Here is a 16,197-nt window from a genome sequence, read left to right as displayed (position 1 = left end):
AGGGCGCGAAGCACTAGGCTGGTACGCGAGTGGTGCCACCTGTTCACTGTGAGTGTGCGCTTGGGAGCGGGGACGATGAGCCGGGCCTATCCGTTCGACGATGCGGCGACGGCCCGGGCTGTCATCGGTGACGACGGAACGCTGGTGGAGTGGAACGAGGGCGCCCGCCGCCTGCTCGGCCACCCGGCGGACGCCGTCCTGGGCCGCCCCGCCGCCGAACTGCTGGCCGACGCCGGCACCCCCGTGCCGCCCCTGGGCCCCCGTTGGGCGGGAACGGTCGAATTGCGCCACCGGGACGGCCGTACCGTCCCCGTGTGGCTGCTCGCCCACCACCACCCGGCGCACGACGAGCACCCGGGTGAATGGCTCGTCGTCACCCCGCTCACCGGCACCGATCCGCCCGCGGGGGACGACCCGCTCACCGAGGCGGGCCTGCTCCAGTCGCCGTGCCCGGTCGCCGTGTACGACGACCGGCTGCGGCTGCGCCGGATGAACGAGGCGATGGCCGGCGTCGTCGGGCTGCCCGAGGAGCGGGTACGGGGGCTGCGGCTCGCGGAGATCGGCGGCAAACCGCAGAGCGAGGACCTGGAGGAGAGCATGCTCCGGGTACTGACCTCGGGCCGGCCCCTGGACGTGCAGACCTTCATGCGCACCGGCGGCGAGGACCGGGCCCACGCCTGGCTCGCCAGCATGGCACCGGTCCGGGACCCGGCCGGCCGGGTCCGGGGCGTGTGCCTGGCCGCGCACGACGTCACCGACAACCACCGCGCCCGGCAGCGGCTGCAACTGCTCAACGAGGCCAGCGTGCGCATCGGGACCACGCTCGACGTCACGCGTACCGCGCAGGAACTGGCCGACATGTGCGTGCCCGCGCTCGCCGACTTCGTCACCATCGACCTGCTGGACCCGCAGGAGTACGGCGGTGAGCCCCCGGCCCGGATCACCGCGCCGGTGCGGCTGCGCCGCGCCGCGCACCAGTCGGTGCTGCCGGACCTGCCGGAGGTGGTGGTCCGGCCCGGGACGACGGAGGAGTACCCGGCCCTCTCCCCACAGGCCGACTCGCTGACCGCGGGCCGCACGATCACCGCCAGCGTGTCCGCCGGTGACATGGACCGGTGGCTGACCTGGCGTCCGGAGCGCGGCGAGCGGGTGCGGCGGTTCGGCATCCACTCCTCGATGTCCGTGCCGATCCAGGCACGCGGGCTCACCCTCGGGGTCGCGGTGCTCACCCGGCACCGCCGCCCGGACCCCTTCACCGCGGACGACGTGCTGCTGGCCGAGGAGATCACCGCACGCGCGGCCGTCTGCATCGACAACGCCCGCCGCTACTCGCGCGAGCGGGAGACGGCGCTCGCGCTCCAGCGCAGCCTGCTGCCCCGCTCGCTGCCGCGCACGGCCGCGCTGGACGCCTCCTCCCGCTACCTGCCGGCCTCGCGCGCCGGCGTGGGCGGGGACTGGTTCGACGTGATCCCGCTGTCCGGGATGCGGGTCGCGATGGTCGTCGGGGACGTCGTCGGGCACGGCATCCAGGCCTCGGCCACCATGGGCCGGCTCCGCACCGCCGTACGCACCCTCGCCGACATCGACCTGGCCCCGGACGAGCTGCTCACCCACCTGGACGACCTGGTGCTGCGGCTGTCGGAGGACGCCGGAGCCGAAGGCAGCCCGGGCGAGGTCGGCGCGACCTGCCTGTACGCCGTCTACGACCCGGTGTCCCGCCGCTGCGCGCTGGCCCGCGCCGGGCACCCGCCGCCCGTGCTGCTGCGGCCGGGCGGCCGGCCGCAGGTGCTCGACCTGCCCGCCGGTCCCCCGCTGGGCCTCGGCGGGCTGCCGTTCGAGTCCACCGAGGTGGACCTGCCCGAGGGCACCGTCCTCGCCCTGTACACGGACGGCCTGGTGCAGTCCCGGGAGCGGGACCTGGACGCCAGCCGCGAGCTGCTGTACCGGGCGCTGGGGCAGGACAGGGACTCCCTGGACGAGGCGTGCGACTGCGTCCTGCACGCCCTGCTCCCGGGCGGGGCCGCACCGGACGACGTGGCGCTGCTGCTGGCCCGCACCCGGGGCCTGCCCGCCTCGCAGGTGGCGACCTGGGACATCCCCGCCGACCCGGCGCTGGTCGCGCCGATCCGCAAGCAGGTCGTGGACCAGCTGGACGCCTGGTCGCTGAGCGAGGCGACGTTCACGGCGGAGCTGGTGGTCAGCGAGCTGGTCACCAACGCCATCCGGTACGGGGCACGGCCGATCCGGCTCCGGCTGATCCACGACGAGACCACGCTGATCTGCGAGGTCTCCGACACCAGCCACACCGCCCCGCACCTGCGCCGGGCGAAGACCTTCGACGAGGGCGGCCGGGGTCTGCTGCTCGTCGCCCAGCTCACCCAGCGCTGGGGCAGCCGGCACACCCCGGAGGGCAAGACGATCTGGGCCGAGCTGCCGCTGTACGAGGAGGACCAGTAGGCGCGGGCCCGCGCCTCAGGAGGCGGTCAGCCAGGGCCGCACCTGCTTGCGGGCCTCGTGCAGGCGGGACTTGAGGGTGCCGAGCGGGATGCCCGCGCGCTCGGCGGCCTCGGCGTAGTCAAGCTGGCAGATGTCCCGGTAGACCAGCGGCGCCACCAGATGCGGGTGCTCGCGCTCCAGCCGGTCCAGGGCCTCCAGCAGATCCACCCGGGAGCCGGCGATGACGCTGGTGGTGCGCGGGTCGACGGCGTGCGCGGGCTCGATGGCCGCGGGCTGCTCGGCGGCCCGCCGCTTCAGCTCGCGGTACTTCTGCCGGCAGCAGTTGGCGACGACGGTGTACAGCCAGGTGCCGAAGCGGCTGCGGCCCTGGAAGCCGGTGATGTGCCGGGCCACCTGGAGCAGCACGTCCTGGGCGGCCTCCTCGGCGTCCTCCCGGCACGGCAGGAAGCGCGCGCAGCGGCGCACGACCTCGGGCCGGATCTCGGTCAGCAGCCGGTCCAGGGCCCCGCTGTCGCCGGCGGCGGCGCGCCGGGCGAGGTCTTCCGTCGGCGCCTGGTCCTGCACGGACGGGCCCCCCTCCAAGTCGATCTCAGGCCAGGCATGATAGTCGTATGCACCCCCTGGAGCGGATCGGCCGCCACCGCCTCGAACGGCCGCTGGGCAGCGGCGCCTTCGCCACGGTGTGGCTCGCGCACGACCCCGAGCTCCAGGCCCCGGTGGCGGTGAAGGTGCTCGCCGAGAACTGGTCCCACCGGCTCGACATCCGGGAGCGCTTCCTGTCCGAGGCCCGGCTGCTGCGCCGGGCCGGGTCCAGCCGGGTGGTGCAGGTCTACGACATCGGGGAACTCCCGGACGGCAGGCCGTACTTCGTGATGGAGTACGCCGCCGGCGGGACCCTCGCCGATCTGCGGGCGGGCGGCCCGCTGCCGGTGCGGGAGGCGCTCGCGCTGACCGCCGAGGCCGCGCGCAGCGCCGCCGCGCTGCACGAGGCGGGCATCGTCCACCGCGACATCAAGCCGACCAACGTGCTGCTGCACACCGCCCCGGACGGCACCCGGCGGGTGCTGCTGGCCGACCTCGGGCTGGCCAAGAGCCTCGCGCAGGCGTCGGTGCTGACCCTGGCGGCCGGTTCGGCGGGCTACCAGCCGCCGGAGCAGGCCGAGCCCGGCGCGGGCATCGACGAGCGGGCGGATGTCTACAGCCTGGGCGCGGTCGGCTACGAACTGCTCACCGGGACCGTGCCGGGCCCGCCGGGGAAGGTGATACCGCCCCGGCGGCTGCGGCCGGAACTCGGCGCCGACGTGGAGCGGGCGCTGCTGCGCGCGCTGGAGCCGGACCGCGCGCGGCGCTGGCCCGGCGCCCTGGCGTTCGCCCATGAGCTGGACCGGCTGGCCGCCGGTCCGTCGGTGCGGCGCGCGCGGCGCCTGGACGGGGTGCGCGGCCGGCTCAACGGCGTGACGCTGGCCGTGGCCGCGGTCCTCGCCGCCACCGCCGCCGCGGTCACGGTGACCGTGGCGCTGCACCGGGGCGGCGGCACGGACGACGGGGTGCGGGTCGCGGACGCCACCGGGCGGGTGACCCTCCGGGTGCCCGCCGGCTGGGGCCGCGAGCTGCGCGGCTCCGGCTGGGACCCGCACGCGCTCGGGCTGGCGGCGGGGCACGAACCGGGTCTCGTGGTGGCCGACGACCTGTCCCGCTGGTCCGATCTGAAGGCCGCCGTGGACGGGGTGTTCGTCGGGATCGCCGAGCACGGCGACGTCACCGCGGAGGTGAAGGTGCTCGCGCACCCCGGCTGCCGCTACGCGGGCGCCCACCGCTTCACGGACGCCGACTGGCACGGGCTGGTCCGGGCCTGGAACGGCTGCCCGGACGGCGGCTCGGTCACCGAGTCCGCGCTGGTCCCGGCGGACGGGGCGGCGCGGCCGCAGGTGTACGTACAGGTGCGCGAGCGGGACGACGACGACGCCACCGACGGCGTGCTCCGTTCGCTGCGGGTGGCCTGAACGGCGCCTGCCGAGGGGCCGGGCGGGGAAAGGAACCCGACAGAACCCGGCGGGTCCCGAACTTTTCCGGCGGTCCGTGCATCGGACGGAGATGACGGCGCACCCGGCGCCGTAGGCACGCGTTCCCGTCGCGTGCCGTGACCTCCAGGAGTGTTGAGCGACATGGTGTACACCCCCCGGTCCGCCCCCCGGTCCGCGCGGCACGGGGCCCTGCTCGTGGGCACGGTCGCCGTGCTGGGCCTGCTGACCGCGTGCGGCAACGGCACGAGCGCGCACAGCGAAGCCCCGGCCACCGTCTCCGGTACGGCCGCACCCGCGACGGAGGGCGCGACGAGCCCGGCGCCGTCCGCCACGGCCTCCTCCGCCACCGGCACATCGTCCTCGCCCCGGGCGACGGCGTCCTCGGGCGGCGGTGCGGCCACGACGACCCCGGCCGCGGCGAGCACCCGCTGCCACACCTCCGAGCTGCGTGCCTCCGTGGGCCGCAACGACCCGGGCGCCGGCCAGGAGAACTTCCCCGTGGTCCTCACCAACGCCTCCGCCCGGACCTGCACCCTGCACGGCTATCCGGGCGCGGCCTTCGTGAGCGCGTCCGGCGACCAGCTGGGTCCGGACCCGAAGCGGTCCCCGGGGACCCCGGTGACCGTCAGGCTCAAGCCCGGGCAGAGCGCCTGGGCGGGGCTGACCTTCTCCAACCCGGGGATCAGCGGGGCGAAGACGGCCACGCCGGCCGCGCTGCTGGTCACCCCGCCGGACGAGCGGGACCAGTTGAAGGTGGTCTGGAAGGGCGGGCCGGTACCGGTCTCCGGCAACTCCTCGACCGTCCGCCTGACGGTGTTCAGCCCCGGCGCCGGGCCTTCCTGACCCGGCACCCCCCGCGCGGACCCCGCTGTCACCCCCGAGACAGCGGGGTCCCTCATGCCGGCGCCGGACGAGCCCGGTTCGTCATGCCGGCGCCACAACTGTCACAGGACGGCAACAGCCGCCCCCGGCCGCGATCTTTTCCCGACCCCCGTTCATCGAACCCGGTCGACCACACGGCGAGGTGGCCCACCACGGGCCATGACCAGGGAATCGGGGAGACGATGAGCGGGATATCACGCAGGCGGGTGCTGACGGCCGGGGCGGCGGGCGCCCTCGGGACACTGGCCGCCTGCTCCTCCGGCACCGGCCTCAGGACCGGCGGGCCGGACCCGGCGGACGGGAAGGGCACCGCGCAGGCCCGGCCGGTGAAACCGATCGGCGACGGCTCCACCGCCGACACCGGCGCCCAGCCGCACCAGCCGGAGCCGGACCGGCTGCGTCCCGGTCAGCGGCCCCCGCAGTTCGTGGTGTTCTCGTGGGACGGCGCGGGCGAGCTGAGCAACAGGCTGTTCTCCCGGTTCCGCAAGGTGGCCGCCGACCACGGCGCCAAGATGACGTTCTTCCTCAGCGGCATCTACACCCTGCCCGAGTCCAAGAAGCACCTGTACCGGCCGCCGCAGCACCCGGTCGGCGCCTCCGCGATCGGCTACCTCGCCGACCGGCACATCCACGCCACGCTCCAGCAGGTGCGCGCGGCCTGGCTGGCGGGCCACGAGATCGGCACGCACTTCAACGGGCACTTCTGCGGGGCGACCGGCGTGCGCAACTGGTCCCCGGCCGAGTGGCGCAGCGAGATCGACCAGGCGGTGGACTTCGTGACGAAGTGGAAGACCAACACCGGCTTCACCGACCTCGACCCGCTGCCCTTCGACTACCGCAAGGAGCTGATCGGCGGCCGCACCCCCTGTCTGGAGGGCCAGGCCAATCTACTGCCCACCGCCGCCGCGCTCGGCTGGAAGTACGACGCCAGCTCCCCCGGCGGCCTCCAGGTCTGGCCGGGCAAGGTGCGGGACGGCCGGCTCTGGGACTTCCCGCTGCAGTCCATACCGTTCGCCGGGCACTCCTTCCAGGTCCTCTCGATGGACTACAACATGATGTTCAACCAGTCCGGCGGCAACCCGCTCGGCGACCGCGCCCAGTACGACACCTGGCGCGTCCAGGCCCGCGACACCTACCTGGCCGGTTTCCGGCGGGCCTACGAGTCCAACCGCGCGCCCCTCTTCATCGGCAACCACTTCGAACGCTGGAACGGCGGCATCTACATGGACGCCGTCGAGGAGGCGATCGGGAAGATGGCCGCCTACGACGACGTGCGCTTCGTGTCCTTCAAGCAGTTGGTGGCCTGGCTGGAGGCGCAGGACCCGGCGGTGCTGCGCAAGCTGCGCACGCTCGTGCCCGGGCAGTCCCCCGCGGGCGGCTGGGCCGAGTTCCTGGGCGCGGCGGGCGCCGGGGCGTCGTAACGCGTTCAGGATCGTCTGTTTTGATGGGCGGGCACCGTCTGCTCCACCGTGGAAGGACCCGCCCTGAACACCCCGCTCGCCGAGGCCCTGTCCGCCGTTCTGCTGGTCGCCGTGCTGGCCTGGGCCGTCGTACGGCCCTTCGGATGGCCGGAGGCGGTCATGGCCGTGCCCGCCGCCGGGATCGCCGTCGCGACCGGCGCGATCTCGCTCGGCCACGCGCGGGCCGAGGCGGAGCGGCTCGGCCCGGTGGTCGGGTTCCTGGCGGCGGTGCTGGTGCTCGCCCACTTCTGTGACGTGGAGGGGCTGTTCCAGGCGTGCGGGGCGTGGACGGCGCGGTGGGCGGCGGGCCGCCCGGTGCGGCTGCTGACGGCGGTGTTCGCGCTGGCGTCGGCCATCACCGCCGTCCTCAGCCTGGACGCGACGATCGTGCTGCTCACCCCGGTGGTGTTCGCCACGGCCGCGCGGACGGGCGTACGGCCCAAACCGCATGTCTACGCCTGTACGCATCTGTCGAACACGGCGTCGCTGCTGCTGCCCGTGTCCAACCTGACGAATCTGCTGGCGTTCGCGGCGAGCGGGCTCAGCTTCACCCGGTTCGCGGCGCTGATGGCGCTGCCGTGGCTGGCCGCGATCGGCGTCGAGTACCTGGTGTTCCGGTGGTTCTTCGCCCGGGACCTCGCGGCGGCGGCACCGGCGGGCCGGGACACCGCTGAGGCGCCCGAGCTGCCGCTGTTCGCGCTGGTGACCGTGGGCTGCACGCTGGCCGGGTTCGTGGTGGCGTCGGCGTTCGGCGTGGAGCCCGCGTGGGTGGCCGCGGCGGGCGCTCTGGTGCTGGCCGGGCGGGCGCTGGTCCGCCGGAAGGCGAGCCCGCTGACCGTCGTACGGGCGGCGGCCCCGGCTTTCCTCGCGTTCGTGCTGGCGCTGGGCATCGTGGTGCGGGCGGTGGTCGACAACGGGCTCGCGGACGTGCTCGGGCGGGTGATGCCGGGTGGCACCGGGCTGGTCGCGCTGCTCGGGATCGCCGCGCTGGCCGCCCTGCTCGCCAACCTGATCAACAACCTGCCCGCGGTCCTGGTGCTGCTGCCGCTGGCGGCACCCGCCGGTCCCGGGGCCGTCCTGGCCGTACTGCTCGGCGTGAACATCGGCCCGAACCTCACCTACGCCGGGTCGCTGGCCACGCTGCTGTGGCGGCGGATCGTCCACCAGCACGAGCACGACGTGGACCTCCGGGAGTTCACCCGGCTCGGGCTGCTCGCCGTGCCCTCCTCCCTCGCCGTCGCGGTGGTGGCACTGTGGGGATCGCTGCGGCTCATGTGACGGGTAGTGAGCGGAGGAGGCCGAGGAATGCGCGTGATCGCCTGGCTCGTGGAGGGCACCTGGCCCGCCTGCGTGGACGCGGTGCGCGTCCACGCACCGGAGGACGCCGAGGTGGTGCTGCTCCATGTGAGCGGACCGGACGTGCCGGCGCTGGCGCACGGGGCCTTCGCCGGGCTGCTGGGGCGGCGGGGCCAGGACCCGGGTGACCGTCTCGAAGCGCTCGGCGGCACGTCGGCGACCGCCCTGCTCGACGCGGCGGCCGAACGGCTGGGCCGGCCCTGTGTGCGCGAGGAGCGGTCGGGCCGGGTCGAGCGGGAGGTGGTGGCCGCCGCCGAGGGTGCCGGGCTGCTGGTGCTGGCGCGGGACGGGGACCGGTCCCGGCTGGGCCCGAAGAGCCTCGGCCCGGCCGTCCGCTTCGCCGTCGACCACGCGCCCTGCCCGGTCCTGCTGGTCTGGCCGGAACCGGCTCCGGACCTGGACACGATCCCGCCACCGCCGCCGCACCACCACCCCTGACCGCTCGGGCCGCGCCGGGGTGCGGGGCCGCCTCTCGTCACGGTCGTGGGGCTTGCTCCGGCGTGCCGACGCCGTCCCAGTGGACGTTCTCCATCCGCAGGTCCGGGTGGGCGGTGTCGATGGCCCAGCGCTGGGCGGTGCCCGCGGCGCGGGTCTTCACCACGAGCGCGCCGGAGCCGTCGGTGGCGGCCGGGGTCAGGGCCAGCTCCTGGTCGGAGCGCGGTACCAGGACGCCCTGGAGCGTGAAGTCGTAGCGGAGGGCGCGGGCGGCCTTGCCGGTGGCGGTGCAGGGGGCGAGGCGCACGGAGTAGCCGAGGCGGGAGTCCAGGCACAGGTCCGGGGCGGCGGCGCTGCGCAGCAGACCGTCGGTCTCGTACCTCCACTGCTGGGCCGGGGCGGCGGAGCAGGCGGCGAGTTCCGTCTCGGCGCCCTGGACGGCCTTGTCGCCGACGACGCCGACGCACAGGCCGGAGGCGAGGTTGCGCAGCCTGCCCTCGAGGGCGCCCTGGCCCGCGGCGTTCCGTCCGGCCCAGGAGGGTCCCGGGGAGGCCGCGTCCCCGCCCGGCGTACGCGAGGGCGTGCCGGCGGTGCCGGGCGCCGGGCCACCGTCGGAGCCGAGCGCCGACCACAGCGCCAGTGGCAGGACGACCAGACCGCCGACGGTGACGACGGCCAGCGCGAGATTCCGGCGCCGGGCCCGCCGGGCGGCCCGCAGGGCGAACCGCCGGGACCCGACGGCGGGTTCGGCACCGCCGCCGCTCGGCGCAACGGCGGCAACCGCTCCCGCCAGGCGACGTGGCGCCGCACCACGGCCGGCGGTCCCGCCCGGCACAGCGGACCCGGCGCCGTCTCCGGGGCCAACGGAGGCCGTCCCCTTTCGGCGGCGGGCGAGCGACGCGCCCCGACCCGCCCATCCGCCACCAGCCGACCCGCCCGGCACAGCGGACCCGGCGCCGTCTCCGGGGCCGACGGAGGCCGCGCCCTTCCGGCGGCGGGCCGGGGAGACGCCGCGGGCGGCCCGTCGGCCGCGGGTGGTTCCTCCGTCGGACGCGACCGGCTCCGTGCCGGCGGCGCCCTCACCGTGGTCGGGCGACGTGCCCCCGTGGGCTGCTCGGCGGCTGGTCCCTGCGCGGGGGGCGGCGGGCTCGGCCGGTATGAAGGCTTCCCCGGCTGGCGGTGCGGCGGTGTCCTCGCCCGCGGGCGCGAGGGTGGCGGCAGTCGGCGCGGGTGCGGCCGGCTGGTCCGGGTCCGCCGTCCTGGACTCCAGGTAGCCGGAGGCACCCCAGCCGAGGACCGCCTCGGCGAGTGCGAGGGGCAGGCCGTCGTTGAAGCGGGCGAGCTGGTCGGCGGTCCGGGCGCAGTGGGAGCAGCCGGCCAGGTGCTGGCGCAGGTCGGGGTCGATGTCGGTGCCGCCGCGCCGGAAGGTCACGTCGAGCATGCGCAGATAGCGCTGGCAGTCCTCCTCGGGGGCGAGTTCACGGTGCACCTGGAGGCATTCCTCGCGCAGCCGCTCGCGGGCCCGGCGCAGTTCGACGCGGGCGTCCTCCTCGTCCAGGCCGAGCAGCGCGGCGGGCACGGCCAGGGGTTCGGCCTCGACCTCGGTGTGCCACAGCAGGGCGCGGGAGGTCTCGGGGACTCGCTGGAACGCGCGGGACAGCAGCCGCCGGCCGGGCGGTGGCAGCAGCCGGGCCGACGCCCGCTCCCCGGTGCCGTCCCCGGAGCGCAGGGCGGGGTGGAGGAGTTCCTGGCGGCCGTCGGTGTCCCACTCGGCCGCGATCCGGCGGACGGCGACCAGGACATGGGGCCGCCAGGCGGCGGTCGGGCCGGACTGCCGGAGGGACGCGCCGAAGAGCCGGGTGAAGGCCGCGGTGGTGAGCATGCCGGCGGCGCGCGGTCCGTCGGTGCACAGCCGGGCGTAGGCGAAGGCCGACGCCCAGTGCCGGTCGAGGAGTTCGCCGACGGGATGCAGGGCGGGTGTCGCTCCCGTCCACTTCTTCAGTTCGGCGCTCAGCTGCTCGTCCGACAGGCCTGCCTCGGTCACGGCCGAATTCCTCCAGACGCATTACCGGAATTAGTCCATACCAATCGGTACGGCGAGGTCATGGCAGCTCGAACGTCCACCTGAGGCGGCACTTTTACACAGTCCGAGACGCCGGAACAAGCTATCTCCCGATTCTCGGGATTTCCCGCCCAGGATTTTCTTTATTGACATTTCGTCAAGGGCCGTCATTTCCTGGCTTTACCGCCGTTCACCCGCCCGATAGGCGCCGGGCGGCACCCCGTACCGCGCGCGGAACACCCGGCTGAAGTGAAAGGGGCTCGGAAATCCGGAGGCGGCCGCCACGCGTTCCACCGTCAGGTCGGTGACCTCCAGCAGCCGGGCCGCGTGCCGCAGCCGGGCCTCGCGCACGGCCCGCATCGGGGACCGGCCGGTCCGCTGCGTGAACAGGTGCGCGAACCGGGACGGGGACAGCGCGACACCCGCGGAGAGCGAGCGGACGGTGTGCGGGGCGCCGGGGTCGGCGGCGATCAGCTCCTCGGCACGGCGCACCCGGGCGTCGGCGCCCGCGTCGGCCGCCGGTGCGGGGGCGGCCCCGGCGACGGCGAGCAGGACGACCTCCTCCAGTGCGCACAGCGCCAGTTCGCGCGCGAAGCCGCCGTGTGCCACGGCCACCGGCTCCGGCCCCTGCGGTGCACCCCCTGCGCGAAAGTCGGTGAGCATCCGGCCGAACGCCGCGTCGACCCGGGGTAGTTGGGCGTCCGGCACGGAGGGGACGGCGTACAGGCCGTCGGCCACGGCGTGCGGGCCGAGCCAGTGCGTCCAGGCCGGCCGGGCCTGGCAGTGCGCCCACCAGAACCGCCACCGCCCGGCACCGGGCTCGACCGCGTAGCGGTGGCCGACTCCGGGGGCGAGCACCACCAGGTCACCCGCGCCGGCCCGGACGCGGGCGCTGCCCTGCCGCAGCAGACCGCGTCCGCCCGTGGTGAAGGTGAACAGCCAACTCGCCGATCCCCGCGGCCGGTTGACGCCGTAGCCCGGTGCCTGGTCGTAGCGGCCGGTCACGACGAGGCCGGGCGGCGGGGACGGGTCGCCGGCGGCAGCAGTCACAGGCAGACCCTCAGCACGCACAGGCATCCCTCCCGTCGGACGCACCCGCCTAGCGTGGGACCGGTTCCCAGCGGACGCGAGGAGCGGATCATGACAGCCACGGACCCCGGTGCCACCGGCACCCCCATCCTGCCCGAGCAACTGCGGCACCCGTTCGAGGAGGACGGATTCGTCGTCGTACCCGGCCTGTTCGGCCGTGACGAGATCGCGCGGCTGTGCGCGGAGTTCGCCGCGCTGCACGCGGCGGGGCCGGTGCCGGGCCACTTCGCACCCGAGCCCGACCACTCCGACCCCCTGTGCCGGCATCCACGGGTGATGCAGCCCCACGACATCAGCCCGGTGGCCCGGCGGTTCCTGCTGGACACGCGGCTGCGGGCGGTGCTGGAGGCGCTGTTCGGGGAGGAGGTGCTGGCCGCGCAGAGCATGTTCTACTTCAAGCCGCCCGGTGCGCGCGGGCAGGCGCTGCACCAGGACAACTTCTACCTCCGGGTCGAGCCGGGCACGTGCGTGGCCGCGTGGGTGGCGTGCGAGCCGGTCGACCGGGACAACGGCGGCCTCGAAGTCGTCCCGGGGACCCACCGGATGGACCTGTTCTGCCCCGAAGTGGCCGACGCCGGGCTGTCGTTCGCCCGTGAGTACGTCCCGCCGCCGCCCGGACTGACACCGGTTCCGGTGGATCTGGCGCCGGGTGACGTGCTGTTCTTCAACGGCAGCCTGGTGCACGGCTCGGGGCCCAACCGCAGCGCCGACCGCTTCCGGCGCACCTTCATCGGCCACTACGTGGGCCGCTCGGCCGAGCGCATCGGCGCCTACTACCGGACGCTGACGATGTCGGGAGCACGGGTGCCGCTGCCGGAGAGCGAGGGCGCGGGTCCGTGCGGCACGGAGTTCGCACCGCACGGACCGCACTGACCGGTCAGTGGCCGCTGATCTCGTGGGGCGCGTACGGCTGCTCCAGTTCCTCGATCTCCTTGTCGCTGAGCTTCAGTTCGACGGCGGCCACCGCGTCCTCGATGTGGTGCGGCTTGGCGGCGCCGACGATCGGCGCGACCACGGTGTCCTGGTGCAGCAGCCACGCGAGGGCCACCTGGGCACGGGGTACGCCCCGCTCACCGGCGATCCGGGTGACGGCCTCCACGATCGCCCGGTCGCCCTCCAGATAGAGCCGGCTGCCGAAGTCGTCGTTCGCGCTGCGCTCGGTCACCGCGCCCCAGTCACGGGTGAGCCGGCCACGGGCGAGCGGGCTCCACGGCAGCACACCGACCCCCTGGTCCGCGCACAGGGGCAGCATCTCCCGCTCCTCCTCGCGGTAGAGCAGGTTGTAGTGGTTCTGCATGGACACGAACTTGGTCCAGCCGTGCCGCTCGGCGGTGTACTGCGCCTTGGAGAACTCCCACGCGTACATCGAACTCGCCCCGATGTAGCGGACCTTGCCCGCCTTGACCAGGTCGTGCAGCGCCTCCATCGTCTCCTCGACGGGGGTCGCGTGGTCGTAGCGGTGGATCTGGTAGAGGTCGACGTAGTCGGTGCCGAGGCGGCGCAGGCTGTGGTCGATCTCGCTCATGATGGCCTTGCGGGACAGGCCGGCCCCGTTGGGACCCGGCCGCATCCGGCCGTTCACCTTGGTGGCGAGCACGATCTCGTCGCGCTGGGCGAAGTCCCGCAGGGCCTTCCCGACGATCTCCTCGCTGGTGCCGTCGGAGTAGACGTTCGCGGTGTCGAAGAAGTTGATGCCCGCCTCCAGCGCCTGCCGGATCAGCGGGCGGGACGCCTCCTCGTCCAGGGTCCACTCGTGCGTGCCGCGGTCCGGCAGTCCGTAGGTCATGCAGCCCAGACAGATCCGCGAGACGTCCAGGCCCGTGGAACCGAGCTTCACGTACTGCATCGTTGCTGCTCCTGCCTTCAGGACGATGGTCAGGGCCGAGCCTACGACGTGACGTGCGCCGACTTGACGTCCGGAGCGTGCGGGCGATGTGATCCTGACACGTACCGCGCCGCCCGGCGTGGACAGGACGGAGCGGACGTGCCCCCCACGCGTGTGCGCCGCGCCACGGGGTCGCGCACGGCCCTGGGCGCGCTGGCAGCGGCCCTGGTCGTCGCGGTGACGGCACTGTCCGGCTGCGCCTCCGGCGAGCGGGAGAAGGAGGGCCCTGCCCGGCGCGCCGCGCTGCGGCTGCCCCCGCGGCACGCCGGGTTCGACTACCAGATCGGCGGCGCCTATCCCCCGCCCGCGGGCGTGCGGATCGTCAGCCGCGACCGGTCGGACTCCCCCGCGCCGGGCCTGTACAACATCTGTTACGTCAACGCGTTCCAGGCCCAGCCCGCCGAGCGTTCCTCCTGGCCGGCCGACCTGCTGCTGCGCGACGCGCACGGCGAGGTCGTCGTCGACGAGGACTGGAACGAGCCGCTGCTCGACATCGGCACCCCGGCCAAGCGGGAACGGGTGGCGCGGCGGGTGAACCGCTGGATCGACGGCTGCGCGGACAAGGGCTTCGACGCCGTGGAGCCCGACAACTACGACAGCTACACCCGCTCCCACCGGCTGCTCACCGCGTCCGACGCGACGGCCTTCATGGCCCTGCTGTCCCGGCACGCGCACACCCGGTACCTGGCCGTCGGACAGAAGAACACCGCGGAGCTGGCCGCGCGGCGCGAGCGTGCCGGGCTGGACTTCGCGGTGACGGAGGAGTGCGGGCAGTACGACGAGTGCGAGGTGTACGCGAAGGCGTTCGACGACCGGGTGGTGGACGTCGAGTACACCGACGCCGGCCTGCGCGCGGCCCGCGCCCGCTGGGGCGACCGGCTGAGCATCGTCCGCCGGGACCGGGACGTGTCCACGCCGGGCAGCGCCGGGTACGTCCGCGCGGTGCGCTGATCCGGTCGCCGCCCTCGGGTGGTCGTCCGGCGGCACGGCGGTCCGGGCGCCGTACCGCCGGACGGTCGTCAGCCGGTGCTGTCCCGTACGGTGATCGCGCTGACCGGGCAGGCGCGGGCCGCCGCCCGGACCATGGGGTCGCCCCCGCCGTCCTCGTGTCCGGGCACGAGCGTGCTGTAGCCGTCGTCGTCCTGGGTGAAGACGCCCGGCGCGGCCAGCGCGCACTGCCCGGCGCCGATACAGACGTCCTTGTCGATGTCGATGTGCATGAGCAGAGCCTCTTACCAGGTCACGGGGAGTTCCAGCATCCCTTGGATCGTGTCGCCGGGTTTGAAGGGGATGTCCTTTGCCGGCACGGCCAGCCGCAGGTCCGGCAGCCGGGTGAACAGGCTCCCCAGGGCGATCTCCAGTTCCGCGCGGGCCAGGTTCTGGCCCAGGCACTGGTGGATGCCGAAACCGAAGGCGACGTGGTGGCGGTCGGGGCGGTGGAAGTCCAGGGCGTCGGGGTCGTCGTACACGGACGTGTCGCGGTTGATCACGGACGTCGAGAAGAGCACGCCGTCGCCGGCCCGGATCGTGGTGCCGGCGATCTCGATGTCCTCCAGCGCCACCCGCTGCAACCCCTCGGCGATGGACAGCATCCGCATCAGCTCCTCCACGACGGCGGGCAGCAGCGCGGGGTCGGCGCGCAGCTCGGCCAGCCGGCCGGGGTGCCGGAGCAGGGTGTAGGTGCCGAGGGAGATCATGTTGGCGGTGGTCTCGTGGCCGGCGACCAGCAGGATGATGGCCAGCGACACGGCGTCGGCGCGGTCCAGCTCGCCCGTGCGGAGCCGTTCGTGGACCAGCTCGTCGAGGATGCCGTCGCCGGGCTCCGCCTCCTTGGCCTTGGCGTCAATCAGTCCGCCGAGGTAGTCCTCCAGCCGGTTGCGGGCCTGAACCGTGTCGGCGGCGGTCGGGCCGCGCAGCAGCCGGCGGGACTGCTCCTCGAAGAACTCGTGGTCGTCGTACGGCACGCCGAGCAGGCCGCAGATCACCATGGACGGCACGGGCAGTGCGAAGGCGGAGACCAGCTCGGCGGGCGGGCCCTGGGCGATCATCGCGTCCAGCAGTTCGTCCACGATCCGCTGGATCCAGGGGCGCAGCGCCGCCGCGCGTTTGACGGTGAACGACGGGATCAGCATCCGGCGCTGCCGGTGGTGCTCGGGGTCGTCCACCCCGAGCAGGGCCACCCTGCGGTCGCGTCCCGCCTCGAACCGGGGCGTGGGCACGGGAAAGCCGGGGTGGCGGCGCTCGGTGGACAGGCGGGGGTCGGCGAGCAGCGTGCGGGCGGCGGAGTACCCGGTGACCAGCCAGACCTCACGGCCGTCGTAGAGGGTGACGCGGGACAGGGGGCGCCCGTCGCGCAGTGGGTCGTAGCCGGCGGGCGGGTGATAGGGGCAGGTGCGGTCCTGGGGGAAGGCGACGGGGTCGGGCGGGGCAGCCGGGCCGGAGATGTCCGTCAGTTCCGTCATGGAAAGACCTCGCAGACGAAGAGGTGCGTCGTGCCGATCTTCATTAGATGCCCCAGGCACCTATGGGTCGACGCCAAGTTCGGCC

The 16,197-nt window shown here is 74.4% G+C and carries 14 protein-coding genes; 8 read left to right on the top strand and 6 right to left on the bottom strand.

From position 1 onward, the window contains the following. The first annotated feature begins 75 nt into the window (after window positions 1–75). On the top strand, window positions 76–2,457 hold the full coding sequence (locus OO52_RS02305) for a SpoIIE family protein phosphatase (protein ID WP_030639532.1): 2,382 nt from the start codon (window positions 76–78) through the stop codon (window positions 2,455–2,457). Between the two features lie 15 nt (window positions 2,458–2,472). On the opposite strand, the gene OO52_RS02300 is transcribed toward OO52_RS02305, so the two are convergent. Then, window positions 2,473–3,021: an RNA polymerase sigma factor gene (locus OO52_RS02300; RefSeq protein WP_030639534.1), complete on the bottom strand. Its 549-nt coding sequence runs from the start codon at window positions 3,019–3,021 to the stop codon at window positions 2,473–2,475. A gap of 47 nt (window positions 3,022–3,068) precedes the next feature. Here OO52_RS02300 and OO52_RS02295 point away from each other — a divergent pair, with 47 nt between their 5' ends. The 5 genes from OO52_RS02295 (at window position 3,069) to OO52_RS02275 (ending at window position 8,617) form a co-directional block, all read left to right on the top strand. Further along, window positions 3,069–4,460, top strand: coding sequence for a serine/threonine-protein kinase (locus OO52_RS02295; RefSeq protein ID WP_030639535.1), 1,392 nt, complete (start codon window positions 3,069–3,071; stop codon window positions 4,458–4,460). A 162-nt stretch (window positions 4,461–4,622) separates the two neighbouring features. Continuing rightward, a complete protein-coding gene (locus OO52_RS02290) occupies window positions 4,623–5,324 on the top strand; it encodes a DUF4232 domain-containing protein (protein WP_030639537.1) in 702 nt (233 codons plus the stop codon). A 221-nt stretch (window positions 5,325–5,545) separates the two neighbouring features. Further along, window positions 5,546–6,784 (top strand): hypothetical protein, encoded by a 1,239-nt coding sequence (locus tag OO52_RS02285; protein WP_030639539.1) that lies wholly within the window; start codon window positions 5,546–5,548, stop codon window positions 6,782–6,784. Between the two features lie 63 nt (window positions 6,785–6,847). Beyond that, window positions 6,848–8,101: an SLC13 family permease gene (locus tag OO52_RS02280; RefSeq protein ID WP_199819974.1), complete on the top strand. Its 1,254-nt coding sequence runs from the start codon at window positions 6,848–6,850 to the stop codon at window positions 8,099–8,101. A 27-nt stretch (window positions 8,102–8,128) separates the two neighbouring features. Continuing rightward, window positions 8,129–8,617: a universal stress protein gene (locus OO52_RS02275; RefSeq protein WP_030639543.1), complete on the top strand. Its 489-nt coding sequence runs from the start codon at window positions 8,129–8,131 to the stop codon at window positions 8,615–8,617. A gap of 37 nt (window positions 8,618–8,654) precedes the next feature. Here the strand turns inward: OO52_RS02275 and OO52_RS02270 are convergent, their stop codons facing one another. Together OO52_RS02270 and OO52_RS02265 are read right to left on the bottom strand one after the other, a co-directional pair. Then, window positions 8,655–10,658: an RICIN domain-containing protein gene (locus tag OO52_RS02270; protein WP_030639545.1), complete on the bottom strand. Its 2,004-nt coding sequence runs from the start codon at window positions 10,656–10,658 to the stop codon at window positions 8,655–8,657. Between the two features lie 198 nt (window positions 10,659–10,856). After that, window positions 10,857–11,753: a helix-turn-helix domain-containing protein gene (locus OO52_RS02265; RefSeq protein WP_030639547.1), complete on the bottom strand. Its 897-nt coding sequence runs from the start codon at window positions 11,751–11,753 to the stop codon at window positions 10,857–10,859. Between the two features lie 63 nt (window positions 11,754–11,816). Here OO52_RS02265 and OO52_RS02260 point away from each other — a divergent pair, with 63 nt between their 5' ends. Then, on the top strand, window positions 11,817–12,638 hold the full coding sequence (locus tag OO52_RS02260) for a phytanoyl-CoA dioxygenase family protein (RefSeq protein WP_030639549.1): 822 nt from the start codon (window positions 11,817–11,819) through the stop codon (window positions 12,636–12,638). A gap of 4 nt (window positions 12,639–12,642) precedes the next feature. On the opposite strand, the gene OO52_RS02255 is transcribed toward OO52_RS02260, so the two are convergent. Next, window positions 12,643–13,611: an aldo/keto reductase gene (locus tag OO52_RS02255; protein ID WP_030639551.1), complete on the bottom strand. Its 969-nt coding sequence runs from the start codon at window positions 13,609–13,611 to the stop codon at window positions 12,643–12,645. A gap of 138 nt (window positions 13,612–13,749) precedes the next feature. Between OO52_RS02255 and OO52_RS02250 the strand changes: the two genes are divergently transcribed. Beyond that, window positions 13,750–14,601 carry an endo alpha-1,4 polygalactosaminidase gene (locus tag OO52_RS02250; RefSeq protein ID WP_030639553.1) on the top strand — a complete coding sequence of 284 codons (852 nt, stop codon included), beginning with the start codon at window positions 13,750–13,752 and terminating at the stop codon, window positions 14,599–14,601. 68 nt (window positions 14,602–14,669) lie between these two features. On the opposite strand, the gene OO52_RS02245 is transcribed toward OO52_RS02250, so the two are convergent. Then, window positions 14,670–14,870: a ferredoxin gene (locus OO52_RS02245; protein WP_014676634.1), complete on the bottom strand. Its 201-nt coding sequence runs from the start codon at window positions 14,868–14,870 to the stop codon at window positions 14,670–14,672. Between the two features lie 12 nt (window positions 14,871–14,882). Continuing rightward, window positions 14,883–16,112 (bottom strand): cytochrome P450, encoded by a 1,230-nt coding sequence (locus OO52_RS02240; protein ID WP_030639556.1) that lies wholly within the window; start codon window positions 16,110–16,112, stop codon window positions 14,883–14,885. Window positions 16,113–16,197: the final 85 nt, after the last annotated feature.

Origin of the sequence: Streptomyces flaveolus (assembly GCF_000716535.1) — a bacterium.
GTDB classification, from domain to species: Bacteria; Actinomycetota; Actinomycetes; order Streptomycetales; family Streptomycetaceae; genus Streptomyces; species Streptomyces flaveolus_A.
The sequence above is the reverse complement of the archived record's forward strand: the minus strand, read 5'-3'. Positions and strand labels throughout refer to the sequence as shown.